Source organism: Psychrobacillus sp. FJAT-21963, from assembly GCF_001420585.1.
GTDB lineage: Bacteria > Bacillota > Bacilli > Bacillales_A > Planococcaceae > Psychrobacillus.
In genome coordinates this window covers 129,187-155,227 of record NZ_LJIY01000006.1, presented here as the reverse complement: position 1 = coordinate 155,227, position 26,041 = coordinate 129,187, and the positions used below count along the sequence as shown (strand labels likewise).

Sequence of the window (26,041 nt, the reverse complement as noted above, 5' to 3'; positions counted from 1 at the left end):
CACAACTCCTTTATTCACCTTTTATCGTTCTTTTTATTTTATCAAATAACGAACTACCTTGCTCTTCTGGAATGTCCCCACTAATCTCAGCAAATTCACGAAGTAGTTGTTTTTGTTTTTCTGTCAATTTTTTAGGAGTGATTACTTTAACGATAACGTGTTGATCTCCGACTCCGTAACCATGAACATTTTTCACGCCTTTTCCTTTTAAACGGAATTTCGTTTGTGATTGAGTTCCTGCCGGAATCTTTAATTTCACTTTCCCTTGTACAGTAGGCACTTCAATTTCATCACCTAAAGCTGCTTGGGCATAAGTTAATGGTAATTCATAATAAATATCATCGCCATCTCGTTCGAAACGAGGATCAGCTTTAACACGGAATACAATATATAAGTCTCCAGCAGGACCACCATTTACACCTGGTTCCCCTTGACCACTTACGCGAAGTTGTTGACCATCATCAACTCCGGCTGGAATTGTGACTTTAATTTTTTTGCGTTTATTGACAGTACCTTTTCCATGACATGTTGAACATTTATCTTTAATCATCTTACCAGTTCCATGACAGTGATTACATGTGCGTTTAGTTTGTATACGGCCAAATGGTGTATCTTGGGTCACATTCACTTGACCTGCACCATTACAATGCGTACATGTTTCTGGATGTGTTCCTGGTTTTGCCCCAGTACCTGAGCAAGTATCACAATTTTCTTCTTTTGAAATTTCTATTTCTGTTTCTTTACCAAAAACTGCTTCTTCAAACTCGATGGTCATAGAATATTGAAGGTCATTTCCTTTTCTTGGAGCGTTTGGATCACGTCGGCGAGAGCCACCCCCTCCAAAAAATGAACTGAAAATATCTTCAAAGCCAAAACCGTCTGCTCCGCCACCAAAACCACCAAAGCCTTGGTTTGGACCAGCATGACCAAATTGATCATATTGCGCACGTTTTTGATCATCACTTAACACTTCATAAGCTTCCGAAATCTCTTTAAACTTTTCCTCTGCGTTTGCTTCTTTATTAATATCAGGGTGATATTGTTTGGAAAGCTTACGATATGCTTTTTTAATCTCATCTTGTGAAGCACTTTTTGATAAACCAAGCACTTCATAATAATCACGTTTATTCATAGTTCACTCTCCTGCTCTGTTAACCTACACATAAAGATTATTGTAACACGGACAAAATCCGAATAGCAAAAAACTTATTTGTCGTTTCTAAGCTAAACAGTAAGAAAAGCCAAAGCCGAATTCGGTCTTTGACTTTTCCCACCACTCACATTACTTGTCTATCTAGTCTTACTTATCTTTATCGTCTTTTACTTCTTCAAATTCAGCATCTACTACACCATCGTCAGCTTGACCGCTATCTGCTTGACCTGCATTAGCAGCTTCTGCTTGTGCTTGTTCGTAAAGTTTCATTGTAAGTTGTTGAACGATTTCGTTTAATTTATCTTTTTTAGTTTTAATGTCTTCTAAGTTACCAGCTTCTAACGCTGCTTTTAACTCTTCTTTTGCATCTTCGGCAGATTTTTTCTCTTCTTCAGATACTTTATCTTCTAGATCTTTTAATGTTTTTTCTGTCATGAATACTAGTTGATCTGCTTCATTTTTAACTTCTGCTTCTTCTTTACGAGCTTTATCTGCTTCTGCATTTGCTTCTGCTTCTTTTACCATACGTTCAATTTCTTCATCGGAAAGTGAAGAATTCGATTGAATTGTAATGTTTTGTTCTTTTTGCGTTCCTAAATCTTTTGCTTTAACGTTTACGATACCGTTTTTATCGATATCAAATGTTACTTCAATTTGTGGAACTCCACGTGGTGCTGGTGGAATATCCGCAAGTTGGAAGCGACCAAGTGTTTTGTTATCTGTTGCCATTGGACGTTCACCTTGTAAAACATGAATATCAACAGCAGGTTGGTTATCAGCAGCTGTAGAGAAAACTTGAGATTTTGATGTTGGGATTGTTGTATTACGTTCAATTAGTTTTGTGAAAACTCCACCCATTGTTTCAATACCTAATGAAAGAGGTGTAACGTCAAGAAGAACAACGTCTTTCACATCTCCAGTTAATACTCCACCTTGAACAGCAGCACCCATTGCTACTACTTCATCTGGGTTAACACCTTTATGTGGTTCTTTACCAGTTTCTTTTTTAATTGCATCTTGTACAGCAGGAATACGAGTAGAACCACCTACAAGAATAACTTTATCAATTTGAGATGAATTTAGACCAGCATCTTTTAGCGCTTGGCGAGTAGGTACCATTGTACGCTCTACTAAATGAGCTGTTAAATCATCAAATTTTGCACGAGTCATTGTTACTTCTAAGTGAAGTGGTCCAGCTTCCCCTGCAGTAATGAAAGGAAGAGAGATTTGTGTAGATGTTACACCTGACAAGTCTTTTTTCGCTTTTTCTGCAGCGTCTTTTAGACGTTGAACAGCCATTTTATCTTGAGATAAGTCAACACCATTATCTTTTTTGAATTCTTGAACTAAATAATCCATTATTACTTGGTCAAAGTCATCCCCACCAAGACGATTATCACCAGCTGTAGCTAATACTTCAAATACTCCATCACCAAGTTCTAGGATAGATACGTCAAATGTACCTCCACCTAAATCGTACACAAGTATTTTTTCATCATGATCCATTTTATCTAGCCCATAAGCTAGCGCTGCAGCAGTTGGTTCGTTAATAATACGTTCAACTTCAAGACCTGCGATACGACCAGCATCTTTTGTAGCTTGACGTTCAGCATCATTAAAATATGCAGGAACTGTAATAACAGCTTTCGTTACTTTTTCACCTAAGTAATCTTCAGCAAAACCTTTTAAGTATTGAAGAATCATTGCAGATACTTCTTGTGGAGTATATTCTTTATCTTCGGCAGTTACTTTTTCATTTGTACCCATTAAACGTTTAACAGATGAAATTGTATTTGGATTTGTAATAGATTGACGTTTAGCTACTTCCCCAACTTGTTTTTCACCATTTTTAAATGCTACAACAGATGGAGTTGTACGATTACCTTCTGGATTCGGAATTACTTTTGGTTCTCCGCCTTCTAGTACAGATACACATGAGTTTGTTGTTCCTAAGTCAATACCAATAATTTTAGACATATATTTTTCCTCCTAATTTATAACTGATATAAGTAAGTATCGATTATTATTCGTTTACCTTAACCATAGTAGGTCGCAGTATTCTATCTTTTAACTTATACCCTTTTTGTAATTCTTGAAGCACGATTCCTGACTCTTTTGAATCGTCCTTTTCTTGCATTACCGCCTGATGGAAGTTTGGATCGAATGGAACACCTTCTGCCTCAATTACTTCAAGGCCTTCTTTCCCAACTGCATCAAGTAAAGTGCGATATACCATTTCTACACCTTTTACTAAAGACACAGCCTCTTCCGATGTTACGTTAACTGCAAGTGCACGTTCAAAATTATCAAGTACCGGTAAAATATCTGTTAGAACAGATTGAGCGCGGTATTTATAATCTGATTCTTTGTCTAATTGAACTCTTCGTTTATAATTTTCGAAGTCTGCTCTTAAACGGATCGCTTTATCTTGTTCTTCCTCTAATTGTTGTTTAACAAGTGTGAGTTCGTCTACTTCAACTACTTCTTCCACACTTTCTTCGTTAGCTACTTCTTCGTTATTTTCATTTGATTCTACTTCTAGACTTTCTTCTACGATTTCATCTTTTTGTTTTGACATGTCCACAACTCTCCTTATCCATGATGACCACGTAATATTCTAGATAGTTCTCTTGATAAATCAGTACTCATTACATCCAGTAAAGAAACTACACGCTTATAATCCATACGCGTAGGACCAATAATTGCGATTGATCCCATCTGTTCATCTCCTATTCCATAGGAAGCTGTTATAACGCTACAGTCCTCCATTGCGAGGTGATTATTTTCAGATCCTATTCTTATCTGAATTCCTTTTTTATCAACAGGAAAAATACTAGGTATTTGGTTTACATGATCCATCAAGTACATTATACTACGAGCTTTTTCTAAATCATTAAATTCTGGTTGATTTAACAGTTGCATTTTTCCACCGTAGTATACTTTATCCTTCTGCTCTATCGTCATCGCTTTGTTCAATGAACTAAGGAGATTGTTAAAATGCCCGACTCTTTGTTTTAATAACGTGCTTGTAACAGCCTCTAATTTCATAGGAACTTCATGTACATGTACTCCTATTAAGCTGTCATTTAACAAATTAACCATTCGTTCAATGTCCGATGTATTATAGCTTTCAGGAATAGAAAATACTCGATTTTCAACGTGTCCGCTATCTGTGACGATAATGGCTACAGCCGAATCTTCTGAAAGTGGCACAATTGAAAAGCGTTTTACTCGATGCTTTCGAACATCCAACCCTAATAATATGGAGGTGTAATTCGTCAGTTCAGACAAGATATTTGCTGACTTCCGAATGATTTGCTCCGTCTCCACCATTCTTTCTTCAAAGACCGAACGAATTTGCTTAATCTCATCTTTCGAAATTCGTTGTGGAGTTAACATATTGTCTACATAGTAACGGTACCCTTTTTCTGACGGTACACGACCAGACGAAGTATGTGTTTTTTCTAAATATCCCATATCTTCAAGATCTGCCATATCATTTCGAATAGTAGCAGGACTATATGGAACTTCCTCCTTTTTCGAAATCTGACGAGATCCAACTGGTTGAGCGGTTTCAATAAAATCATCTACCGTTACTTGCAATATTAATAATTGCCGATTAGTTAGCATGATTATCACCTCTGTTAGCACTCGTTCTATGAGAGTGCTAATACTCATATAAAAGGTATCAAATCTAAAGAAAACTGTCAATGAATATGATTTGGTTTATTGAAGAAAATACTGAAATACTTCATTTCCAACAAATCGTCCACGTCGTGTTAATTTCACATGACCATTTTCAATAATGATGAATCCTTTTTGTTTTAGTTCCTCTATTTCTTTTCCATATACCTTTTGAATTGATTGACTATATCGATGATTAAATCTATCTATCGAAACTCCAGCATTTTTTCGTAAACCTAAAAACATTTCCTCTTCCATCTTTTCGATAGAAGTTACTTCTTTTTGCATCATGATAGGTTTTTCATTTTGTTCGATCATATTCATATATTTTTTTAGTGGACCGTGGTTAGAGTACCGAATGCTATTTGCATAACCATGTGCTCCTGCTCCAAGCCCAATGTATTCATCATTATCCCAGTAAATCAAATTATGCTTAGATTCTTTTCCTTCCTTCGCAAAATTACTAATCTCATATTGGTTATACCCTTGTTTCGTCATTTCATCCAACAAATACCCATACATTTTTGCTTCCAGGTCTTCTCCTGGTAATGAAAGTTTGCCTTTTGACATCAAGTTATAAAAAATCGTTTTAGGCTCTACCAATAAAGAATAGGCCGAAATATGTGGAATGTTAAGGCTGTTTGCCAGTTGCAGTGAATTCTGCCATTGCTCCATTGTTTGATTTGGCAATCCATACATCAAATCAATACTAATAGACGGAAAATCAATTTTCTTTGCATTTTCTATTACTTCATAGACATGTTCGTTAGAATGAGTTCTTCCAAGGACCTTCAATAATTCTTGATCAAACGTTTGGACACCCATACTTAATCTATTTACTCCAAACTGTCGCATAAGTTGCATTTTCTCAAAAGTTAATTCATCAGGATTAGCTTCTGAAGTAAATTCAATTACTCCATCCATTGGAATGTATTGATGGATGAAAGTAAATAATCGCTCTAATTGAGATTCAGATAAAGAGGTCGGAGTTCCTCCCCCAATAAAAATAGTTTCAATTTGGGATCCATTTAATTGTTCTTCCCATAAGTGCATTTCTTTACCTATGGATTCGATGTATTCATCTACTGGTTGGTTATGAAAGAAAAATTTATTAAAATCGCAATAATTGCATATCTGATGACAGAAAGGAATGTGGAGATAAACGCCACGTACCATAGGATACACCACTTTCTATAAAAGGAAAAAGGAGGCAAAAGCCTCCTTACCTTTGGTATTTATTTGGCTAGTCCATTTAAAAAAGCCATAAATGCTTCATAGACGAGCACTTTCATATTGTATTGTATCGTATTTTATTAAATCTAACAAACCGTAAGAACTAGCGACACGTCATGTTCGTTTACGCATGGAATGGATGCCGAACACATATTGAATGAATGTCATCTTAAATAAGATTACTTGATCGACACTAGGACGATCGTATTTGGAACTAGTTGGTTAATCATCAGCATCTCCAACTATTAACATCATAATCAACCACTACTCAAGTATTGTGTGTTTTTATTTAGATCCTTAGCGGAGGCGGCGACTCCAGCGGGAAAAGCGGGACAGTCGAGACCCTGGACTGAGCTTTGTGAAATTAATTTTGCGACGAGCTTGCGCAGGAGCAAAGGAAGCGGCTCGGCCCCGCCCGCGGAAAGCGTCCGCCCGGAGCGGAAATCCTATTACTATTTATGACATTTTTTATTTTAAAAGAAAAAAGACTATAGATAAACTCAAAAACCTTAGAGTTTGTCTACAGTCCGAATGAACCTTATTAAGTCCTTTTTTCAATGCATATGTTTATTTATTCTAAAATGAAAAAAACTTGCCACCGAAAAATACAAACGGTGGCAAGTTCATTGAAAAATATTAATTTCAAAAGAATTTTATTCTTATCCCTTTAATCAATTACTTATTAGGCTCATCCATCTTCAGAACAGCCATAAATGCTTCCTGTGGTACTTCTACTGAACCTACTTGTTTCATACGTTTTTTACCTTCTTTTTGTTTCTCAAGAAGTTTTCGTTTACGTGAGATATCTCCACCATAACATTTTGCTAAAACGTTTTTGCCGATTGATTTGATCGTTGAACGTGCAACAATCTTTTGACCAATCGCTGCCTGAACTGGAACCTCAAACTGTTGTCTAGGAATAAGCGCTTTTAACTTTTCAACAATTACTTTTCCACGTTCATAAGCAAAATCTTTATGAACGATAAAACTTAATGCGTCGACTTTCTCGCTATTTAAAAGAATGTCCATTTTAACTAGTTTAGATTCTTTGTATCCAATCAGTTCATAATCAAAAGATGCATAACCCTTTGTACTTGATTTTAAAGCATCAAAGAAATCGTATACAATCTCAGATAAAGGAATTTCATAAATAATATTAACCCGAGCTTTAGATAAGAAATCCATCGTGATAAAATTCCCACGTTTTCGTTGACATAACTCCATTACAGATCCCACATAATCTTCAGGTACCATAATAGAAGCTTTAACGTATGGTTCTTCAATTGTATCTACTTTTTGGACATCTGGCATCATAGATGGGTTGTCTACTTTAATCGTTTCTCCATTGGTCAACTTAACATCGTAAATAACACTAGGTGCCGTCGTGATTAAATCTATTTTAAATTCACGCTCAATACGTTCTTGAATAATTTCCATATGAAGCAGTCCTAAGAATCCACAACGATATCCAAATCCAAGTGCTTGTGAAGTTTCTGGTTCAAACTCTAAAGCTGAGTCATTAAGTTGTAATTTTTCTAGGGCATCCCGTAAATCAACATATTTTGCGTTATCAATTGGGTATAAACCACAGAAAACCATCGGATTCATTTTTCGATATCCAGCAAGTGGTTCAGAAGCAGGGTTCGAAGCTAAAGTGATTGTATCCCCTACACTTGAATCGCCAACATGTTTCATGGACGCTGTTAAGAAACCTACGTCCCCAACAGTCAACTCTGAACGCATAGTAGATTTTGGTGTAAAAACCCCTGTTTCAACTACTTCGAATTCTTTACCAGAAGACATCATTTTTATCGTATCTCCTGGTTTTACAGTACCTTCCATAATACGAATATAAACAATTACACCGCGATAAGGGTCGAATAACGAGTCAAAAATAAGCGCTTTTAATGGGGCTGCAGGATCTCCAGATGGTGCTGGCACTTTTTCTACTATTTGCTCCAGAATATCTTCTATACCTATCCCTGCTTTAGCAGAAGCTAGAACAGCTTCGGATGCATCTAATCCTATAACTTCTTCAACTTCATTTCTAACACGCTCAGGATCAGCAGCAGGTAAATCGATTTTATTGATAACCGGTAGAATCTCTAAATCATTGTCTAATGCTAGATACACATTTGCAAGAGTTTGTGCTTCGATACCTTGAGCTGCGTCCACAACTAAGATGGCTCCTTCACAAGCAGCTAAGCTTCTAGAAACCTCGTATGTGAAATCGACATGTCCTGGTGTATCAATTAGATGAAATATATATTCTTCTCCATCTTTTGCATTGTATGTCAGTTGCACCGCATTCAATTTAATCGTTATACCTCTTTCACGCTCCAAATCCATGGAATCGAGTAACTGGTCTTTCATCTCGCGTGAAGTTAAAGTTTGCGTCTTTTCTAAAATACGATCTGCCAAAGTTGATTTTCCGTGGTCAATATGGGCTATAATCGAAAAGTTACGAATCTTTTTTTGTCGTTCCATTCTCTGTTCATGATTCATCTTGTTCACTCCTAATTAAACTACTAAGAATTATAACAGACAAAACCTTTTTCGTAACGAATTACAAATATGTCTGTTAAATAATTATGTATTTCTTGTATGTAAACTTTCCAAAGTAAAAATTCGATGGATATGTTACCTTTAAAATTATTTTTGCCAGAATATAATCTTATCAAAAAGCTGTTAGTAAAACAATCAAGTAAAAAAGAGATTAAGCTATAAGCTCAATCTCTTGGTACTTTAAGATGCTATCGGTTCGTAAAACATATTAGAAATAGCTTTCGCTAATATAGCGATAGAACGATTAATTTCTTGTTCATTATTATCGACGCCTCCAAGTTCAACCACAAGAAGATTTTTGGCAAGGTCTTGGTTGTAAACGCCATCTACACCCTTCCCTGATTTAACCAAAACCCCTCGTGATATTCCAGGAACTAATTTATTTAATTGATCAGAGAGATTATTAGCTAACTGCTCATTCCATCGGTAGTTGTCATGCTCCGCTCCAATTACAAAAATAAATTTAGCATAGCTTTCTTCGCCGACCTTAAGAGTCGTTACATTCGCTTTCATTGAGTCTCTGTGAATATCAAGAATAATATCATACTTATTATGAGCTAAAGCATTTTGAACAAATGGGCGAATCGTATGATAGTCTTTTATTTCTTGCTTATTATAGTCATCCAAAAACTCTGATTCTACTTGGTGGAATGCAAATTGAGCTGTGAGTTGTTCTTGAAAGGTAGTTATATTACTTTCAGGATGATAAACTGAAACCTTCTCTCCTTTTGCCGCAAGTATAGGCTGGTATGCTTCTTGGTAATGAGTAAAATACACAAATGCTTTTTTAGGATCAGTAATTTCTGAAACAATTGGTGGTGATTCCAGCTGTGCCGCATAGACAATTGGTGTTTCCTCTTTTTTCTTTTCTTCGGGTTGTTGCGTAACAAGAGGTGTTTGGATTGTAGCGATCACAATGGGAGCTAAAAATAATAGTATTAAAATGCTTGTTAAATTCTTAAGGGAATTAGCCATAATTTCCACTCTCCTCAAACAATCGTATGTTGAGGAGAGTATTTTTAGAACTACTATGCAACTGTAATTAAGAAGATTCCTTAAGAATAAAAGTCGCGCTAATTATCTGCTTGAAATCCAATTTTCAATTCCATTAGATAATAAATAAGCGTACTGCTCAACCCATGCGTCCGTCTCTTTCGGAGTCACAAATAAAGAAGAATTTTTTCCTACGAACACTTCTTCAAACAATTTTCTTTTTTCATCCGTTGACCATGTCACCCATTCTCCAAATATCGGTTGTAAAACCGTTTTATCAAGAGTCGATTTTTTGCTAGACACCATAGGGGTAACAGCAAGTGCTGAGGAAGGTCTACTTTTTTCCTCTACTTTAGATGCAATATAATGTATAACATTTTCCATCGCATCTGCATATAAGACTGGACCATCGACCACCATTGGTATCCCAATTGCAGTTACAGGAACACCATAAACTTCTTCTGATACTTCTTTTCGTTGATTACCGACTCCCGATCCAGGATGAATACCTGTATTCGTCAGCTGAATCGTTTTGCAAAGTCGTTCACTATTTCTTGCTGCAAGTGCATCTATCACAATTATCAAATCCGGCTGAAATGCTTTGCTAATAGCTTCTATAAAGTCACTTGTCTCAAAACCTGTCTGACCAGTAACTCCTGGAGCATACATTACTACCTTTACGTTTTCTGATTTTTGGGATAGAGAGGAACCTTGTAAGTATTCAATTGCCTTTGGTCCAATAGCATCTGGAGTTATTGTAGAATTTCCTAGTCCAATTATTAACACTTTAGAAGAATTTGATAAATTTAATCCTTGATGCATCTCGTCAAGCTTCTCTAAGAACATTTTTTCCAAGGCTTCGAAACTTTCCTCAACTTCTGGATTCACCGTCAGATCTGTAAGCGTAATATATTTACCTTTTTTCTTACCTATTTTTTTCTCACCTTGTTCATTTACTTCTATTGAAGTTATTAAGACTGCGCCGCTTCGACTTTCGTCAAACTTTATTCCTTCTGAATTACTTAATGTCTCTTTTTGAGTTTTCGTTTTGTGTTGTACCATTTCTTCCGTTTCATCTAAAAGATCTGTTCTTCCCCACATATAAATCACCTCCTAAATAGTTTGTACGATGTGTCAAGTAAATATTCTTTGCATTTATATATTGCAATTTGTTTTTTCGTTTGTTAAAATAATGCTTGTTGTATTAGACAGTTTTCAACACATAAAAGTATCATCTCAGACCTTATTAGGAGGTGAAAGGTATGCCAAATATTAAATCTGCTATTAAACGTGTTAAGAAAAACGAGACGTTAAACGCTCAAAATGCAAAAGCAAAATCAGCTATGCGTACTGCTGTAAAAAAAGCTGACACTGCTGCACTTAATAACGACGAAAACGCAAAAGAACTTATTAAAACTGCAATTCAACAAGTTGAAAAAGCAGCTTCTAAAGGTTTAATTCATAAAAACGCAGCTACTCGCAAGAAAGCTCAATTAATGAAAAAAGCGTAAGTAAAAAGACTGGATCCGATTCATCGGCCAGTCTTTCTTTTTTATTTCATCAAAAACATTTCTAAAATTCTATCTCGATTAATATTTAATGTTTTTAGTTGCAAGTCCACTGTTGCAAGATCATTTAAAGTTGAAAGCAATTTTTTTTCATTTTGTAGATTAGGATTATCAAATAATAACTTCACTCGATAAGGGTGTACTTTTAGTTGATTTGCAATTTGTTGTGCATGATATCCTCTTTTCTTTAAGTGTCCTACCTGTATCATTAAACGTACCTGAGTCGCTATTAAAGCATTTAGCTTAAGTGGGTCTTCTTTTCGTTTTAATAAGTCATGATATATTTCGATTGCTTCCCCTTTGTTTCCCGTTAAATAGGCATTTCCTAAAGAAAAAACATCTTGTTCTAATGTTCTAACGAGAAGCAACTTCACCGTATTAATATCAATTTCTTCCTGTTCCCCTAAGTAAGTCGTAATTTTCATTAATTCTGTTTGTAAATGAACTAAATTTGTTCCTCCGATTTCTATTAAACCTTCTACTGCCTCATCGGAGATTGTTTTCCCAAGATTAGAAACCTCATGCAAAATCCAACCTTTTAAGTCATGAGCTTGTAAACTAGAAGCTTCAATTACTTCAGCATGTTGTTTCATCGCTTTTGTTATTTTTTTTCTTTCATCAAGTTTTTCATAAGGCGCAATAAAAACCGTAACTGAAGTTGGAGATGGACTTTGAACCCATTTTTCTAATACTACTGTATCATGGACAATTTTCTCTTTCCCTTTTTCAGCAGCTTTCAAAAAGAAGGCATTTTTTGCAATTACTAATTTACGATCAGAGAAAAAAGGAATTGTATCTGCTTCATAAATAACTTCTTCTATATTGTTTTCTTCCAGATCAAAATTTATAACTTCTACTTCTCCACTTTCACTTAATTGTCTCTTAAGTTTTTTTAATGTTTCTTCGATAAAATAGGCTTCCGTTCCATATAATAAATAAACATCTGCTATTTTATTATTTGCTATTTGCATCCATTTTTCTGAAATCATTTATAAATCCCCTTGTTTAACTTTAATAATCTTATTATACAGTAGAATAAATGAATAATTTGTGACATTATAGTAGTGAATAGAAAATTGACCGTTTCCATGTAGATTTTTTATATATAATACTTTATAATTAGGTGGAAATAGGAGGGGTATCAATGAATCAGTTTGAACAAAATGTACAGTCGAAACGTAACGACGCTATCGACTCAGGCGTAGGTTTCGTAGTCTCCTTTGGATTTTTTACAATAATGTTCGCTATCGCAGTAATTATTGAGTTTATCGCTCGATAAAACAGAGAAGGGGCTGTCCTGCAAGTCATAAAAAATGACTTCTAAGGGCAGCCTCTTTCTTCTTACTTCTATTAAAAAGTGCGATAGATTTTCTTTCCAGGCGGACGCTTTCCGCCGGCATGGCTTCAGCCGCTTCCCTCGCTCCTGCGCAAAGCTCGTCGCAAAAATTAATTTCGCTACGCTCAGTCCAGGGTCTTCAGTTCATGCACCTGCCGCTTCGCTTTCGGTGCAGAAAACATTTGCTATTCCGGCTGGAGTCGCCGCCTTCCACTCTAATCAACTATTATCCGCTTTTCAATTAGAAAAACGTCATACCATTAATAGAGCATGTTTTCATATCTTAAATTTATAAATTAGTATTTATAGAAAATTGTTGAAAAAGGCGACACTCCTGCGGGAATAGCGTTTGCCGAAGACCCCGCATTGAGGAGAAGGCAATCTAAGTTCGCCGCATCCTGCGGCAACGATTGCATGACCAACATCGTGTTGGCCTAGGAGGCTAAGGCAACGCCCGCGGAAAGGGAGCCGTTTCAACAATTTTCTTATTTATTGGACGTCATTATTTAGTAAAGTCAAATTCTATAGACTTTTTCAGTGCCTTGCTAAGCTACGTGCGGGGCTGTGACTGTCTCGTTTTCCTTCAAGAGAGTCGCCGTCTTTCATTTAGGGACTTATTTAACAAAACTCTTTTTCTTTTATGGTGTAGAAATCATTATATCTCCATTCTTTTTTATTTCTACTTGAATCGTCCCATCCTTTCCAGTTTGTAAATAAGGTAGATTTAACCTGTTTAATCTCTCCACAACTTCTGGATGGGGATGTCCATAACGATTATTATATCCAGCTGAGATTATGGAGATGTCAGGTTCAGTCAGCTCTAAGAAAGATTCAATACTAGATGTTTTGCTTCCATGATGTCCTAATTTTAATAAAGTAAGCTGTTTAATTGCGCTTGCATAGCTTGTAATCAGCTCCTCTTCCCCCTCCTTCTCTAAATCACCCATAAACAATCCATGAAAATAGGCATTTTTCATAGACAATACGAGTGAGTCATTATTTCCCTCATACATATTATCAAACGGATAAATATATTGAAGTTGAAAATATTTAGACTCTATGTGATCACCTGCAATCTTTTCAAGCACAAGTATATTTTGTTTCCTTATTTCCTTTATTAAATCCTTCATCACTTCTTTTTGAGTGGAATCAGGGGTAATATGAACTTGCTCTATTTTTATTTCTTCTAAGACTTCCTCAGCACCTTCCATGTGATCTGCATCTGCATGTGTTATAACGAGAGTGTCAATCTTTGTTATTCCTCTCCCTTTTAAAAAAGGTACAACAATTTGTCTCCCAACCTCATATTTTTCATTAGTCTCTTTCCAGGAATCCTGTTCGAACCTTAACAGTCCACCTGTGTCAATCATGATCACTTCTTTTCTGTAGGGCATTTCAATAATAATACAATCCCCTTGTCCAACATTAAGAAAGCTAATCCATGTGGACGAATTCAAATATGGTTTGATATGCATAAAAACTATCGGAATAAGTAGTGTAATTGTTCCAATAATAATTCTCTTTCTCTTTTCCAAGCAAACAAAAAAGAAAAACACAGTTAAATAAGCAAAAAACACGATTGGTAGTAAAGGCTTCATTGGATTCCATAATTGAAATGGCAGATGACCAATATATAAGATGAATGTTTCCAACTTAACACGAATAGGCTCGTACATTGAAAACATAAACCCACTAATAGAAGTTGAGAGATAGGTTAAAAATAAGAGGAAGATATTTATTGGTAGAATGAGAAAAGAAAATAAAGGTACAAAAAGGAGATTTGCTAAAAAGGAAGATATCGATACTTCGTAAAAATGATAAAGTAGAATAGGATAAACGATTAATTGACATACAGATGTAATCATGAATGATTGCTTTAAATAAGAGGAGCTACTATTTAAAAGTACAGAAGAATAGATTAGTGAAAAAGCAGCTAAGTATGATAATTGGAAACCAATTTGATATACAATCCAAGGGCTAATGAATACAAATCCGATAATACTTAGCGAAAAAGCATCCTCCATAGCAATTTTATTCCTATATGCCATACTTAGTAATACTATTTCAGTAACGGAAACAGATCTCCATACAGATGGTGCTCCTCCAGCTAACAATGCATAAATAGGAAGCACTAAAATTAACAGCCAACTTGCTGATTCTTTTCTAACTCCAATGCGAATAAGTAGTTCGTACAAAATGAGGGTTATTAGTGCAACATGAAGTCCTGAGATTGCAAAAAGATGTGTTATACCCAAGGTTTGATAGGCCACTTGTAAATCTGTTGGCATTTGTTCACGACTTCCGATTAGCAATGCTTCCGCTTCAGATTGTAATGAGGATGGAAATGTCGACTGAATATGTTGTTTCATATCAAATCTTTTTTCCGCCATAAAACTGACAAAGCTTTTCTCATTTCCTACAAGCTGATATTTCTGTACCTCTATTTGTCCGACAGCTCCATTACTTTTTATATATGCTTCCATATCAAAAGCATACATATGAGATAAAGGGGCTTTTAAAATTTCTTGCGACTCAATTAGAAAACTTTTACCAGCAATCGACTCGTTTAAGAATACGTTTTTTTGTTGTTCTGATTTAATTTTTAATTGAACATACCACTTTTGTTGATCATCTCCAATGGCAAATCCTCGTAAATAGCTACCGTTGATCCTGTAACTATCTGTCCAGGTAATTTTATTCACAGTAACATTTTCAGATGGTTCTGGAATGCTGAAAATAAAGTACATGTAGGAAGAACTACCAAAAACGACAACCAGCACAATAAACAATATATGTTTTCCTTTATATAGTAGCCAAAATACGATCAGTACTAATAAAAACAAAAGCCTTATCGATTCATACGCTGCTATGGAAGCAACAACTACTGATAAGGCTATATAAATAATATTTCCTTTAATATTTAAAGACCGAATAACTCTGCCACCTTCGTTTCATAAGGTACCAATTCTTCTTTACTCGCTCCTTTCTCACGAAGTTTTGTAAGAAGTTCCATGTATAATTCAACTTTTTCATCACTTAAGAAATCGATTTTTCGATCATCAAATGGCACATGGATGATTTGTACACCGGATTGCTCCAGAAGCTCTACTGCATATTGGTTATTTTTATAATCCTGTGCATAGTAAAGACGAGAAACTCCAGCCTGAATGATAGATTTCGTACAAGGTAGGCAAGGAAAATGAGTAACATATAAATCTGCCCCATTCACCGAAATACCATACTTAGAACATTGCAAAAGAGCATTCATCTCTGCATGAATAGTCCGAACACAATGATTGTCGACTACATAACAACCGTGATCGATACAATGGTCTCCTCCGGAGATTGACCCATTATAGCCTCCAGCCATAATTCGACGATCTCGAACAATTGTTGCTCCTACTCCTAACCGTGTACATGTACTTCTTAACGCAAGTAAATGGCTTTGTGCCATGAAAAATTGGTCCCATGTAATACGCTCCATATAACTACCTCCTAAATATTAATACTTCCTCTAGTTTAGTAGTTTGTCCAATCACACGTCAACAACACAAATATTTACTTTATAGTTATTAAAGACTCTAATTTTTCAAACGTTTTAGTACCGATACCGGTTACCTTCATTAAATCTGCGGTTTCTTTAAAGATTCCTTGTTCATTTCGATAAGCTATTATCGCTTCTGCTTTTGCTGGTCCTATACCTGGTAACGTAGTGAGTAAAGCTATCTCTGCTGTATTTATGTTTACAAGGTTAGAGGATTCACCAGAAGAACTCAAGAGAGATTCTACTTCTTCGCCTTCTATCGGAACATAGATAACCATCTCGTCTTCTACTTTTTGCGCATGATTAATACCTTTACTATCACTTGTTGGCAAATAACCTCCTGCAAGCTCAATTGCATTTAATACGCGATCCTCAGGGGCTAGTTCATATACACCAGGCATATTGACTGCTCCTTTTACTTCGACAAATATTCGATTGTCCTCTAAGAACTCAATGGGTGATTCTTGTGGTTGAATTGCTTCATTTATAGGGATAGGTTGAATTGAATCCGCTGTGGAATTAGCGGAGTTAAAGTGGGATTGAATGATAAAAAAAAGGAATGCTAATGCAACTGAAGTTGGGAGCAACAGTTTTTTCTTGTTTTTCTGAAAAATAGAAAGTACCAGAAATATCATCCTCTCATAGGAAGAGGTAAATTATATGGAGTTACCCAAACTATACTAAATTTACCTCTTAAATGAAAGACTTATTTTACAGCGTGGATAAAGAATCTTTCAATCTCATCTTGAGATTGTTCTCCAAATATAGAAGTGGAGTTAGAAATGGAAGAAAAACCAATTTCTTTTAATAGGTTTATATATGTTTCAACTGGAAAGGTTCGTTGGTAATGTGACTCTTCAAATCGTTCGTAATAACCAGCCTCGTCACGAACAAAAAATGTAATATCATGATAAATAGAATGACTCTCTTCGCCAATTTCAGTATTCCAAATATATGCCACTTGCTCATCCTCATATGTAAATGGGCCATTCGGATATATTTCATCCATTTTGAATAGTGAATGGACATCGAAAAATAGTTGTCCACCTTCTACCAAGGAGTGGTAAATATATTGAAAAGTTTGTTTCACTTCATCCAGTTTCTCTAAATAATTTATAGAATCAATAGCGATCACTGCAACATCTATACCTTCGAAACCATCCATTTCAGACATAGACTGACAAATAAACGAGACTTGGACATTATTATCCAAACTACGATTTTGAGCAACTGTCAGCATCGATTCTGACAAATCTACACCAATTACATCATATCCTGCTTTTGCAAATTGGACGCTTAATACTCCTGTACCACATCCAATATCAACCAGTTTTTTCCCTGCAGAATGGGGTGCTTTTGTTTGCACCCATTCCGCATACTTTGCATAAGGTATATCTGACATCAATCGATCATATATAAATGCAAACTGATCGTACATAGCCATTATGCATCAAGCCCTACTTCAATCAATGGTGCATCTCCCCAAAGACGCTCTAAATTGTAATAAGTACGCTCATCTTTATGGAACACATGGGCAACAACGTCTCCCATATCAACTAAAATCCAACGTGCTTCATCAAAACCTTCTAAACGTTTTACATTAAACCCAGCTACAGCTGCTTGTTCTGAAAGTTCTTTTGCAATTGCTTGGACTTGACGATCAGAACTTGCGTGGCAAATCAAAAAATAATCTGCAAGTAAAGATATCCCTTGCATATTCAGTACGACAATATCATCTGCACGTTTGTCGTCTGCTGCTTTATAAGCAATTTCTAGTAATTTTGAAGAATTCATTCCTTCACTTTTCCTTTCTATTTAACAAATCATTGTAACAATGAAATGAATCCGGATAAACCGGTTGTTTTTTTTCAATTAAAAATTTTATACTATGTGTCACACAACTGATCATGGCATCTTCTAAATCAATTTCTGCCTTATCACGTAAGACTTCAATGCCTGGGAAACTTCGACTTGGTTCAATCATATCTGCTATATAAATAATTTTTTCCAAATTGGACATACCTGCTCTACCCGTAGTATGAAAGCGTATAGCATGAAGTATGTCTTCGTCTTCAATAAAAAATTCTTTTTTCGCTACGATACTTCCAACAGGACCATGCCATAGTTCATGATGAAACGTTAATAGCATCGGGTCCAGATGTTCAGTTAAGATATTCTGTTTCAACCAATCTTTATCCGCAAATTTTACTACGTCGTGTAAGATCCCAGCTATTTCTGCTTTTTCTTTATCTTCCCCGTATTTTTCTGCTAAATGTATTGCCGTTTTAGCTACACCTTTTGTATGTTCAAAACGTTTAGGAGGCATACGATCTTTAATCTTTTCTAGTAGATCAACGTTCTTCATATAACTTCTCCCTTTGAACGAAATCTTTAACAGATTCTGGAAGGAGAAACTTTGTTGTTTTTCCATTCTGTAGACGATTCCTTACAATCGTGGAAGATAATTCGATTTGTGGGATATCCAATTTAATAATAGGATATGCAGTTTCAAATGTAGTATTTGGTCTAGGTACTCCTACAATTTGCACTTTTTTTACTAACTCTTCTACACGGTGCCATTTCGGTAAATATTCAACTTGATCTCCACCAATAATGAAAAAGAATGTAGTCGATGGCTCCCTTTCTTGCAAAAGCTCCATTGTATCAAACGTATAGGAAGTACCACCACGTTCTAATTCAATTGTTTCTACATTCATTTTTGGCATATCCTTTATTGCTAGTTTTACCATCTTCAGTCGATTAGCTTCTGAAACGTGTTCATCTTTCTTTTTATGTGGTGGGGTAGCATTTGGCATGAAACGTATTTCATCTAAGTTCAACGCATGTAACACTTCGTTCGCAATGATTAAATGACCCATATGTGGAGGATTAAAGGTACCACCTAAAATACCTACTTTTTTACTCATGCACGACTCGCTTTTGGAAGCTCGATTCGCTTATTGTTCTTAGAAGGTTTGTATAATACAACTGTTAAGCCGATTAATTGCACTAATTCTGCATTTGCACCTTTTGCTAGTGCTTCTGCTACTTCATGCTTTTCGTCTTCACAGTTTTGTAAAATACTAATTTTAATCAATTCGCGAACTTCTAGTGCTTCCCCGATTTGTTTTATCATTGCCTCATTTACTCCGCCTTTTCCTACTTGGAAAATAGGTGATAAATGGTGTGCTTCACTTCGTAAAAATCTTTTTTGTTTACCTGTTAACATAATTTCCTCCTAAATTTTCTGTTAAACGATCTATCATATCTTCTGACTTTGGATATACACCATTCCAATAAGAGAACGCGATTGCACCCTGATGTACGAGCATTCCTAACCCATTAATAGTTCTAGCGTTATATTTTGTTGCTTCCTCTAAAAAAGGAGTAACTAAAGGATTATATACAATATCCGCAACAATTGCATGCTCTTTTAATTTATTTAGTTGTATTGGTAATGTATTTGCTTGATTTTTCATCCCTTGCGGAGTTGTTTGTACAACTATATCAAATGAATTCAATTGTGCTTCCGCTTCGTTTAAGGTGATGAAATGACCAATTTGTAAGTCATGGATCATTTTTTCTGCATTCTTAGCTGTTCTGTTCGCTATTGTAATATTAGTAAATCCACCTTGTTTAAATGCATTTACAATACCTCTAGCAGCCCCTCCAGCACCAATAATTAAAATGTTGTCCTCCAAATTAATGGGACCAAGTGATTTAATAAATCCAAAACCATCTGTATTATAACCAATAAATCGATTATCTTTTGTTTTCACTACAGTGTTAACCGCTCCTATACCCTTTGCAGATTCATCAATATCATCTAGAAATGGAATAATCGCTTCCTTATAAGGAACTGTCACATTCCATCCACTACAACCAAGAAGCTTTAGCCCCATTATTGCTTCTTCTAAGTTGTCTTCTTCGACATGAATAGGTATATAAGAAGCGTCTATCTCCAGCTCGCTAAGCCATTTTTCATGCATAAATGGGGATAGAGAGTGAGAAATAGGATTCCCTATAACTGCAAACCATTTTTTCATTGTGTTTACACTCCTAAATAAGCGATGGACGGATTGAAACTTCTACACCAGCTGGAGCATGGGCCGCTACAATAGCGTCGCCATGTTGTACCGTTATCCATCCTAAACCAGAAAAAACAATATCTGTTTTCGCATCCTTGATTTTAAATTCATGTCTTACCAATGGAGGTAGCTTGTCCGCAAATTGCTCGGATGGAGGAGACAATAACTTTCCTTTATGCTCTTTATATAAATTATCCGCATTTTCCAATTTTGTACGATGTATCGGAATATCATTAGCAATATGACATGTAAAAGCAGATCTATCACCCTTAATAAAATCAAAACGAGATAAGCCACCTAAAAATAATGTTTGTTCACTATTCAATTGGAATACTTTCGGTTTTATTTCTTTCTTAGGAGTAATAAATTTAAGCTCAGTCGGATCTAAATAATGCGCCATCTGGTGGTGATTAATAATCCCGGGCGTATCAAATAAAGCTTTTGAATCGTCTAAAGGAATCTCTATCATATCCAGTGTAGTCCCAGGAAAATGAGAAGTTGTAATAACTGCATCTTCACCCGTTGCATGTTTAATGATTCTGTTTATAAAGGTTGACTTCCCAACATTTGTACAACCGACAACATATACATTTTCCCCTTTACGGTAATGTTCAATTGCTTCGATTGCTTCGGTCATTCCAGTCCCTTTATGCGCACTAACAAAAAGTACATCGATTGGAGAAAGTCCCAACTTCTTCGATTCTTGCTTCATCCAATTTATCACTTTATTTTTCTTTACTGATTTAGGTAGCAAATCAGCTTTGTTTGCTATTAATAGAATTGGATTATTTCCTACAAAGCGATGTAATCCTGGAAGCCAGCTACCATTAAAATCAAATATGTCTACTATTTTAACGATTAATCCTTTTTGTTTACCCAGACCGTTTAATATTTTTAAAAAATCATCATCCGTCAAAGAAACTGGCTGTAATTCATTGTAGTTTTTTAGACGAAAACAACGCTGACAAATGATAAAATCTTTTTCTAACGAAGATGCAGGTGCATAACCAGGATCCCCAATGTTTTCTGTTTGAATAGTTGTACCACAACCGATACATTTTGGTGTTTCTGTCACTCTTCTTCCTCCCATGTAACTTGTCCTTTTTTATCCAAATAACGAAAAATTCTTCGCTCCACTAAACGGTTAAATTTCGTAAAGAAACCATCCGATTTTGCTACAGGAATAACTAATATAGTATGTAGCTTTTGTCTGTTTCCACCAAATACGTCCGTTAATAGTTGATCGCCTATAACTACTACTTCTTCTTTTTTTACAGACATTATTTTCAATGCTAGCTGAAAAGCTTTCCCAAATGGTTTTCTTGCTTTATATATAAAGGGAATTCCAAGCGGATCCGCGAAAGATTGAACTCGCAGCTCATTATTATTAGATACAATTGTCACTTGAATACCAGCAGCCTTCATGCTTGCAAACCATTCAATTAGTTTAGGTGTAGCATCTGGACGATCCCATTCTACTAATGTGTTATCTAAATCTGTAATTATGCCTCTAATACCCTTTTCCTTTAGCAACTCAGGCTTAATATGGAAGACGCTTCTTACAAATTCACTCGGTATAAAATTTTGATACAACTACGAACACTCCAATTCGATGCATTTTCTTTATCGATTATAGCATATTTGCTACTAACTCACCCATTCGTATAAAATGACCTTCACGAATCGTCGTTGCAAATTCAATACTTTCTTCTGAAAAGAACATTACAACCGTAGAACCAAAAGAAAAATATCCCACTTCTTCTCCCTTTGACCATTCTTTAGTTTTATTTGTCAATTCAATTGAATTCACAAACATAGCCCCTACTTTAATAAAAAAACATTTTTTATTATTTGGCATTTCTAACTCAGTTAGTAAACGATAGTTTCCGCTAATTGTATTTTTGCCATACATAAGTCCCCACTTGTTTACTGGGTATGATTTTTTTCCAAGAACATACTGGCGAAGTACTTTCCCATTTACAGGCGCATGGATACGATGATATTCTGCCGGACTCAAATATAATACAATATATTTTCCATTCACATACTCTTCTGCTATTTTCTCTGTTCCTAACATATTGTGAAGAGAATAAGTTTTTCCTTTAACATGGAATACTCCATCAGCTGTTATATCTCCTATTTTTTCTACTGTAGCGTCAACAGGGCTTATAATCGCATTTTCAGTGCTCATGATAGGTCTAGATTCATCCTTCACATGACGAATAAAAAAATCATGTAATGAAGAAAAATCATCCATCTTACTAGTTATTTCTTGAATTGATATATTAAAATATTTAATATAAGATGGTATGAGCCTTTTACTAAGTTTGGATTGGGCAAACCCTTTAAGGATGACCGAAGACCATTTTCCATTTGTTAACTCAATCATCGATTGGTATATTTTCTCTTTCATTTTTGTCTCCCTTTGAAAAACTCTTACAATTTTTTCTTATCCGAAGTATAATGAACAAATATATTATTTGTAAAGGAGTGATTTGCAATGTATTTACAAGACGTTATGACAAATACAGTAAAAAAATTGAAATCACATGCAGCAAACATGATTACCATTGGTAATCTTGCTTTTGGTGGAGCAGCAATTATGGCAACAATGAATGAACTATACACATATAGTGTTTTATTTATATTTGTAGCCGGTTTATTGGATCGGTTTGATGGTATGGTAGCAAGAAAACTTCAACTTGAATCTGAATTAGGCAGGCAGTTGGATTCAATGAGTGATATTATATCTTTTGGAGTCGCTCCAGCACTACTCATTTATTCATTGGTTTTACAGGAATTTAGTGTTGTTGGAATGGTTATTACAGTTATTTATATAGCATGTGGTGCTTTTAGATTAGCACGCTTTAATATTTCAGAGTCCAACGGATATTTTACAGGGCTTCCAATAACAGTAGCAGGAGTAATTCTAACTTTGTCCTATTTTGCTATTAATTATATCCCTTCCGTCTCTTATATGTTTTTATTTATCATTCTAGCATTATTAATGATTAGCACGTTTACTTTAAGAAAAGTATGAAATTAAGCGCCTGCATTTGCAGTCGTTTTTTTTTTATGTTAAAACAATGAGCACCTATTGTGTGATAGAGACATGCTATGGCGTATCTTTTCATATTTTGGCTTAATTCGACATATACTAAACTTATCAACAGATGGAGGTGAACACTATCTCTGGTCTTTTCACTGCTTTTATAAGCATGGTCGTTGAACTTCCTCTAGTTCTCGGTTATCTAAAAGGTCAGGCATTCCATCAACCTTTCACACCTGAAGAAGAAAAAGTGATGATAGAACGATTTTTAGCAGGAGATCTATCTGCTAGAGATGAACTAATAGAACGAAACATGCGATTAGTCGCACATGTCGTAAAAAAATTCCACCCAAAACATGAGCTTTTAGATGATTATATTTCAATTGGAACTATTGGGTTGATGAAGGCAGTAAATAGCTATACACCAACAAAAAAAACAAAGCTAGCCACTTATGCGGCTAGATGCATTGAAAATGAAATTCTTATGTATTTACGTTCTTTAAAAAAAGTTCAGAAAGATGTGTCCTTACATGAACCGATTGGTATGGATAAAGACGGACATTCTCTTGAAATTACCGATTTACTACAAGGAATAGAAAAAAGCACAGATGAACAACTTGTTGATCAGGAAGACATGAGTCGACTTTACAAGCACCTAGGCAATTTGGAGAAAAGAGAGTTAGAAATAATTGTTCGACGTTACGGATTATTAGGTCATCTTCCAATGACACAAAAAGAAATTTCAAAACAATTAAAAATTTCTAGGAGTTACGTTTCTCGAATAGAAAAACGTGCACTAGTCAAACTATATCAGTCCTATATCCATGAAAAAAACTCTCTTGATGCTACTAACACCAAAAGAGCTTAGAGGATTAATCTTCGCTAGTCTCCGAAATCATAATAAAACTTAAAACTGCAGTAATCAAAATAGACATGGCCATCAGAAAAATCATATTATCTCCTCCTAATGCATAATGAAATCGTTTATTATGCTTTCATCATACCATAAGAATAAGTAAATATAACTAATTTTTTCATTTATAAGTTGTCAATTTCATGAAGTTTTAAAGTTTTTCAATAACATTCAAAACTATTTCTGTCGAATGTTTTGCTGCTACCGGTAAAAATTCGTCAAAACTAATAGAAGACTCTTTTCCTGCAATATCAGATAAAGCACGGATAACCACAAATGGAACATTGAATTGGTGACATACTTGAGCAACAGCCGCTGCTTCCATTTCACAGGCCTTCATTTGAGGGAAATTCTGACGAACAATCTCTACCTTTTCAGGGTTGTGCATAAAAATATCACCAGTTGCTATTAATCCAGTCGCTGCTTGATGTTCACCAATCTCTTTTACAGCTTCTTCTGCTAGTTGCATTAGGTGAGTATCAGCCTTAAATGCCGGTGGAAGCTGAGGAACCTGACCAATTTCATAACCAAAAGCAGTAACATCTACATCATGATGACGTACTTCATTAGAAATCACAATAGCTCCAACTTCTAAATCGGGATCATACCCTCCTGCAGAACCAGTATTAATCACATAATCCGGTTTAAATTGGTTTAACAAAATCGTAGTGGTCATTGCTGCATTCACTTTTCCAATTCCACTTTTCAATAAAATTACTTCTTGATCTTTATACGTACCAACCGTAAACTCACTATTTGCAATAATCTCCGTTTGAGCATTTTCTATTTCATTTCTTAACAATTCTACTTCCTGTTCCATTGCACCTATTATAGCTATTTTCATTTTATTTTCCACCTCTCTAAAAAAGCACTTATTTAAAAATAAGTTAAGACGCCTCTTACGTCAAGAGGCGTCTTAACTTGATTTTTATTTTGGACCCGCTAATTTCCGTTTCGGGCGGACGCGTTCAACAGGAATGGCTTCAGCCGCTTCCCTTGCTCCTGCGCAAAGCTCGTCGCAAAAAAACAATGCTCCTGTGGGAAAAGCTTGAACAGAAGATCCCGTAGGAAAGACACTGGCCGAACTTTATTTGGCCAGTGTCTTTGCAGTGACGAGGAGGCTGAGGCCAAGCCCACGGAAAGCGAAGTGGGGGCCCTTGCCGAATTTAACATACAACTCTATGCACCAAAATTGAGCTTGTCTACAGTCTGCAACCCTTCTTAAAAGGGGTTTTATAGTGACTTAAGAATTTCTTTTTTAGTTGGTTTCCAACCTTCCCCATCGATCCATTCCAATGAAATTCGATAGATTTCGTTACCATCCTTTGAAGTTACAGTACCGATAGATTTTTGAGGACTACCGCCATTACCTAAAAACTTCACATACATATTAGAAGGGTCCAAACCTGCTCCATACGATAAAGCTTGAACTTTCTCTGCCCAATCTACTGACTTGGTATCATAGCTTGACGTGTGTTCACCTGTTTGTGAAGTACCAATAGGTTTCCAGCTCGGATCAATTATTACACTTTCGACATTCGGATCGTTAGAAGTCTCTGTTATGACTTCTGTATTTTCTTCTGTATTGGTTTCTTCATTCTCTTCTGATTGTGTCTCTTCATTTGATTCGGATTTATCTTCCGTTTCTACGGTTTCTGTTGTATTATTTTGGTCAGTTTCTGTTTCGTTCTCGTCTGCTTCCGTTGATCCGCTTTCTTCATCATTCATCGTTTCTTCAGATACTTCCGTATTTTTTTCTTCCTTCGTTGTATCCGTGTCATCACTTACTATATTTACAACGACTACGATGATTAAAAGCAAGACAATACCAATTAATATATTTAAAATTCTATTAGCTTTTTTCTTTCTATTAAATCTAGAGTTCGCTCTTCTATTGTTCTCTGACATCTTATCT

Annotated in this window: 27 protein-coding genes and 1 pseudogene; 4 read left to right on the top strand and 24 right to left on the bottom strand. The window is 35.5% G+C overall.

Features of this window, described 5'->3' with window-relative positions; all coding sequences use genetic code 11:
• Nucleotides 1-10 precede the first annotated feature (10 nt).
• From dnaJ to gpr, 9 genes and pseudogenes are all read right to left on the bottom strand, one after another.
• A complete protein-coding gene (gene dnaJ, locus AN959_RS14320) occupies nt 11-1,132 on the bottom strand; it encodes a molecular chaperone DnaJ (RefSeq protein WP_056831637.1) in 1,122 nt (373 codons plus the stop codon).
• A gap of 168 nt (nt 1,133-1,300) precedes the next feature.
• Nucleotides 1,301-3,130 (bottom strand): molecular chaperone DnaK, encoded by a 1,830-nt coding sequence (dnaK, locus tag AN959_RS14315; RefSeq protein WP_053588832.1) that lies wholly within the window; start codon nt 3,128-3,130, stop codon nt 1,301-1,303.
• Between the two features lie 46 nt (nt 3,131-3,176).
• Entirely contained in the window at nt 3,177-3,731 is a 555-nt protein-coding gene (gene grpE / locus AN959_RS14310; RefSeq protein WP_056831635.1) for a nucleotide exchange factor GrpE, read from the bottom strand.
• A 14-nt stretch (nt 3,732-3,745) separates the two neighbouring features.
• On the bottom strand, nt 3,746-4,783 hold the full coding sequence (gene hrcA, locus AN959_RS14305; RefSeq protein WP_056831633.1) for a heat-inducible transcriptional repressor HrcA: 1,038 nt from the start codon (nt 4,781-4,783) through the stop codon (nt 3,746-3,748).
• Nucleotides 4,784-4,879: 96 nt separating this feature from the next.
• The gene (hemW, locus tag AN959_RS14300; protein ID WP_056832094.1) at nt 4,880-6,013 is read right to left on the bottom strand and encodes a radical SAM family heme chaperone HemW; all 1,134 of its coding nucleotides are present in this window, start codon (nt 6,011-6,013) and stop codon (nt 4,880-4,882) included.
• Between the two features lie 180 nt (nt 6,014-6,193).
• Nucleotides 6,194-6,271, bottom strand: a pseudogene (locus tag AN959_RS21385) (transposase); the annotation flags it as partial.
• Nucleotides 6,272-6,745: 474 nt separating this feature from the next.
• A complete protein-coding gene (lepA, locus tag AN959_RS14295) occupies nt 6,746-8,575 on the bottom strand; it encodes a translation elongation factor 4 (RefSeq protein WP_056831631.1) in 1,830 nt (609 codons plus the stop codon).
• A 240-nt stretch (nt 8,576-8,815) separates the two neighbouring features.
• Complete coding sequence (gene spoIIP, locus AN959_RS14290) at nt 8,816-9,610, bottom strand: stage II sporulation protein P (protein WP_053588828.1); 795 nt, start codon at nt 9,608-9,610, stop codon at nt 8,816-8,818.
• A 102-nt stretch (nt 9,611-9,712) separates the two neighbouring features.
• Entirely contained in the window at nt 9,713-10,729 is a 1,017-nt protein-coding gene (gene gpr, locus AN959_RS14285; RefSeq protein ID WP_053588827.1) for a GPR endopeptidase, read from the bottom strand.
• Nucleotides 10,730-10,890: 161 nt separating this feature from the next.
• On the opposite strand from gpr, the gene rpsT reads away from it, so the two are divergent.
• Complete coding sequence (gene rpsT / locus AN959_RS14280; RefSeq protein WP_053588826.1) at nt 10,891-11,139, top strand: 30S ribosomal protein S20; 249 nt, start codon at nt 10,891-10,893, stop codon at nt 11,137-11,139.
• 41 nt (nt 11,140-11,180) lie between these two features.
• Here rpsT and holA read toward each other — a convergent pair whose 3' ends face one another.
• Nucleotides 11,181-12,185 carry a DNA polymerase III subunit delta gene (holA, locus tag AN959_RS14275; RefSeq protein ID WP_056831629.1) on the bottom strand — a complete coding sequence of 335 codons (1,005 nt, stop codon included), beginning with the start codon at nt 12,183-12,185 and terminating at the stop codon, nt 11,181-11,183.
• Nucleotides 12,186-12,340: 155 nt separating this feature from the next.
• On the opposite strand from holA, the gene AN959_RS20765 reads away from it, so the two are divergent.
• Nucleotides 12,341-12,475, top strand: coding sequence for a YqzM family protein (locus AN959_RS20765; RefSeq protein ID WP_082355158.1), 135 nt, complete (start codon nt 12,341-12,343; stop codon nt 12,473-12,475).
• Between the two features lie 695 nt (nt 12,476-13,170).
• Here the strand turns inward: AN959_RS20765 and AN959_RS14270 are convergent.
• From AN959_RS14270 to AN959_RS14215, 12 genes are all read right to left on the bottom strand, one after another.
• Nucleotides 13,171-15,312, bottom strand: coding sequence for a DNA internalization-related competence protein ComEC/Rec2 (locus AN959_RS14270; protein WP_056832093.1), 2,142 nt, complete (start codon nt 15,310-15,312; stop codon nt 13,171-13,173).
• 140 nt (nt 15,313-15,452) lie between these two features.
• Nucleotides 15,453-16,016, bottom strand: coding sequence for a ComE operon protein 2 (locus AN959_RS14265; RefSeq protein WP_053588824.1), 564 nt, complete (start codon nt 16,014-16,016; stop codon nt 15,453-15,455).
• 74 nt (nt 16,017-16,090) lie between these two features.
• Entirely contained in the window at nt 16,091-16,711 is a 621-nt protein-coding gene (locus AN959_RS14260; protein ID WP_056831628.1) for a helix-hairpin-helix domain-containing protein, read from the bottom strand.
• A gap of 71 nt (nt 16,712-16,782) precedes the next feature.
• Nucleotides 16,783-17,520 carry a class I SAM-dependent methyltransferase gene (locus AN959_RS14255; RefSeq protein WP_056831626.1) on the bottom strand — a complete coding sequence of 246 codons (738 nt, stop codon included), beginning with the start codon at nt 17,518-17,520 and terminating at the stop codon, nt 16,783-16,785.
• A complete protein-coding gene (gene rsfS / locus AN959_RS14250) occupies nt 17,520-17,870 on the bottom strand; it encodes a ribosome silencing factor (RefSeq protein ID WP_053588821.1) in 351 nt (116 codons plus the stop codon). Before rsfS ends, AN959_RS14255 begins: the two co-directional genes overlap by 1 nt.
• A gap of 4 nt (nt 17,871-17,874) precedes the next feature.
• Nucleotides 17,875-18,441 carry a bis(5'-nucleosyl)-tetraphosphatase (symmetrical) YqeK gene (yqeK, locus tag AN959_RS14245; protein ID WP_056831624.1) on the bottom strand — a complete coding sequence of 189 codons (567 nt, stop codon included), beginning with the start codon at nt 18,439-18,441 and terminating at the stop codon, nt 17,875-17,877.
• Complete coding sequence (locus AN959_RS14240) at nt 18,428-19,003, bottom strand: nicotinate-nucleotide adenylyltransferase (protein ID WP_056831622.1); 576 nt, start codon at nt 19,001-19,003, stop codon at nt 18,428-18,430. Before AN959_RS14240 ends, yqeK begins: the two co-directional genes overlap by 14 nt.
• Complete coding sequence (yhbY, locus tag AN959_RS14235) at nt 19,000-19,305, bottom strand: ribosome assembly RNA-binding protein YhbY (RefSeq protein WP_053588818.1); 306 nt, start codon at nt 19,303-19,305, stop codon at nt 19,000-19,002. The genes AN959_RS14240 and yhbY overlap by 4 nt, the downstream gene beginning before the upstream one ends.
• Nucleotides 19,292-20,122 carry a shikimate dehydrogenase gene (aroE, locus tag AN959_RS14230; RefSeq protein ID WP_056831620.1) on the bottom strand — a complete coding sequence of 277 codons (831 nt, stop codon included), beginning with the start codon at nt 20,120-20,122 and terminating at the stop codon, nt 19,292-19,294. The genes yhbY and aroE overlap by 14 nt, the downstream gene beginning before the upstream one ends.
• A 13-nt stretch (nt 20,123-20,135) precedes the next feature.
• Nucleotides 20,136-21,239, bottom strand: coding sequence for a ribosome biogenesis GTPase YqeH (yqeH, locus tag AN959_RS14225; protein ID WP_056831618.1), 1,104 nt, complete (start codon nt 21,237-21,239; stop codon nt 20,136-20,138).
• A complete protein-coding gene (locus tag AN959_RS14220) occupies nt 21,236-21,757 on the bottom strand; it encodes a YqeG family HAD IIIA-type phosphatase (protein ID WP_056831616.1) in 522 nt (173 codons plus the stop codon). The genes yqeH and AN959_RS14220 overlap by 4 nt, the downstream gene beginning before the upstream one ends.
• A gap of 37 nt (nt 21,758-21,794) precedes the next feature.
• The gene (locus AN959_RS14215; protein WP_056831614.1) at nt 21,795-22,577 is read right to left on the bottom strand and encodes a phosphatidylserine decarboxylase; all 783 of its coding nucleotides are present in this window, start codon (nt 22,575-22,577) and stop codon (nt 21,795-21,797) included.
• A gap of 87 nt (nt 22,578-22,664) precedes the next feature.
• On the opposite strand from AN959_RS14215, the gene pssA reads away from it, so the two are divergent.
• Together pssA and sigK are read left to right on the top strand one after the other, a co-directional pair.
• Nucleotides 22,665-23,204, top strand: a complete 540-nt coding sequence (gene pssA, locus AN959_RS14210; RefSeq protein WP_053588813.1) for a CDP-diacylglycerol--serine O-phosphatidyltransferase — start codon at nt 22,665-22,667, stop codon at nt 23,202-23,204.
• A gap of 148 nt (nt 23,205-23,352) precedes the next feature.
• Complete coding sequence (gene sigK, locus AN959_RS14205; protein WP_053592077.1) at nt 23,353-24,081, top strand: RNA polymerase sporulation sigma factor SigK; 729 nt, start codon at nt 23,353-23,355, stop codon at nt 24,079-24,081.
• Between the two features lie 196 nt (nt 24,082-24,277).
• On the opposite strand, the gene mtnN is transcribed toward sigK, so the two are convergent.
• Together mtnN and AN959_RS14195 are read right to left on the bottom strand one after the other, a co-directional pair.
• Nucleotides 24,278-24,970: a 5'-methylthioadenosine/S-adenosylhomocysteine nucleosidase gene (gene mtnN / locus AN959_RS14200; RefSeq protein ID WP_056831612.1), complete on the bottom strand. Its 693-nt coding sequence runs from the start codon at nt 24,968-24,970 to the stop codon at nt 24,278-24,280.
• A 389-nt stretch (nt 24,971-25,359) separates the two neighbouring features.
• The gene (locus AN959_RS14195) at nt 25,360-26,034 is read right to left on the bottom strand and encodes a YrrS family protein (RefSeq protein WP_056831610.1); all 675 of its coding nucleotides are present in this window, start codon (nt 26,032-26,034) and stop codon (nt 25,360-25,362) included.
• Between the last annotated feature and the right edge of the window lie 7 nt (nt 26,035-26,041).

Excerpts from the sequence above, each read along its gene's own strand:
- gpr (WP_053588827.1), bottom strand. The coding sequence starts at position 10,729 with ATGTGGGGAAGAACAGATCTTTTAGATGAAACGGAAGAAATGGTACAA.
- AN959_RS20765 (WP_082355158.1), top strand. The coding sequence starts at position 12,341 with ATGAATCAGTTTGAACAAAATGTACAGTCGAAACGTAACGACGCTATC.
- AN959_RS14240 (WP_056831622.1), bottom strand. The coding sequence starts at position 19,003 with ATGAGTAAAAAAGTAGGTATTTTAGGTGGTACCTTTAATCCTCCACAT.
- AN959_RS14260 (WP_056831628.1), bottom strand. The coding sequence starts at position 16,711 with ATGATATTTCTGGTACTTTCTATTTTTCAGAAAAACAAGAAAAAACTG.
- spoIIP (WP_053588828.1), bottom strand. The coding sequence starts at position 9,610 with ATGGCTAATTCCCTTAAGAATTTAACAAGCATTTTAATACTATTATTT.
- hrcA (WP_056831633.1), bottom strand. The coding sequence starts at position 4,783 with ATGCTAACTAATCGGCAATTATTAATATTGCAAGTAACGGTAGATGAT.
- lepA (WP_056831631.1), bottom strand. The coding sequence starts at position 8,575 with ATGAATCATGAACAGAGAATGGAACGACAAAAAAAGATTCGTAACTTT.
- mtnN (WP_056831612.1), bottom strand. The coding sequence starts at position 24,970 with ATGAAAATAGCTATAATAGGTGCAATGGAACAGGAAGTAGAATTGTTA.
- rsfS (WP_053588821.1), bottom strand. The coding sequence starts at position 17,870 with ATGAATTCTTCAAAATTACTAGAAATTGCTTATAAAGCAGCAGACGAC.
- hemW (WP_056832094.1), bottom strand. The coding sequence starts at position 6,013 with ATGGTACGTGGCGTTTATCTCCACATTCCTTTCTGTCATCAGATATGC.
- aroE (WP_056831620.1), bottom strand. The coding sequence starts at position 20,122 with ATGAAAAAATGGTTTGCAGTTATAGGGAATCCTATTTCTCACTCTCTA.
- dnaJ (WP_056831637.1), bottom strand. The coding sequence starts at position 1,132 with ATGAATAAACGTGATTATTATGAAGTGCTTGGTTTATCAAAAAGTGCT.
- AN959_RS14265 (WP_053588824.1), bottom strand. The coding sequence starts at position 16,016 with ATGGAGCGTATTACATGGGACCAATTTTTCATGGCACAAAGCCATTTA.
- grpE (WP_056831635.1), bottom strand. The coding sequence starts at position 3,731 with ATGTCAAAACAAAAAGATGAAATCGTAGAAGAAAGTCTAGAAGTAGAA.
- AN959_RS14195 (WP_056831610.1), bottom strand. The coding sequence starts at position 26,034 with ATGTCAGAGAACAATAGAAGAGCGAACTCTAGATTTAATAGAAAGAAA.
- rpsT (WP_053588826.1), top strand. The coding sequence starts at position 10,891 with ATGCCAAATATTAAATCTGCTATTAAACGTGTTAAGAAAAACGAGACG.
- dnaK (WP_053588832.1), bottom strand. The coding sequence starts at position 3,130 with ATGTCTAAAATTATTGGTATTGACTTAGGAACAACAAACTCATGTGTA.
- pssA (WP_053588813.1), top strand. The coding sequence starts at position 22,665 with ATGTATTTACAAGACGTTATGACAAATACAGTAAAAAAATTGAAATCA.
- yhbY (WP_053588818.1), bottom strand. The coding sequence starts at position 19,305 with ATGTTAACAGGTAAACAAAAAAGATTTTTACGAAGTGAAGCACACCAT.
- AN959_RS14255 (WP_056831626.1), bottom strand. The coding sequence starts at position 17,520 with ATGGCTATGTACGATCAGTTTGCATTTATATATGATCGATTGATGTCA.
- AN959_RS14215 (WP_056831614.1), bottom strand. The coding sequence starts at position 22,577 with ATGAAAGAGAAAATATACCAATCGATGATTGAGTTAACAAATGGAAAA.
- yqeK (WP_056831624.1), bottom strand. The coding sequence starts at position 18,441 with ATGAAGAACGTTGATCTACTAGAAAAGATTAAAGATCGTATGCCTCCT.
- holA (WP_056831629.1), bottom strand. The coding sequence starts at position 12,185 with ATGATTTCAGAAAAATGGATGCAAATAGCAAATAATAAAATAGCAGAT.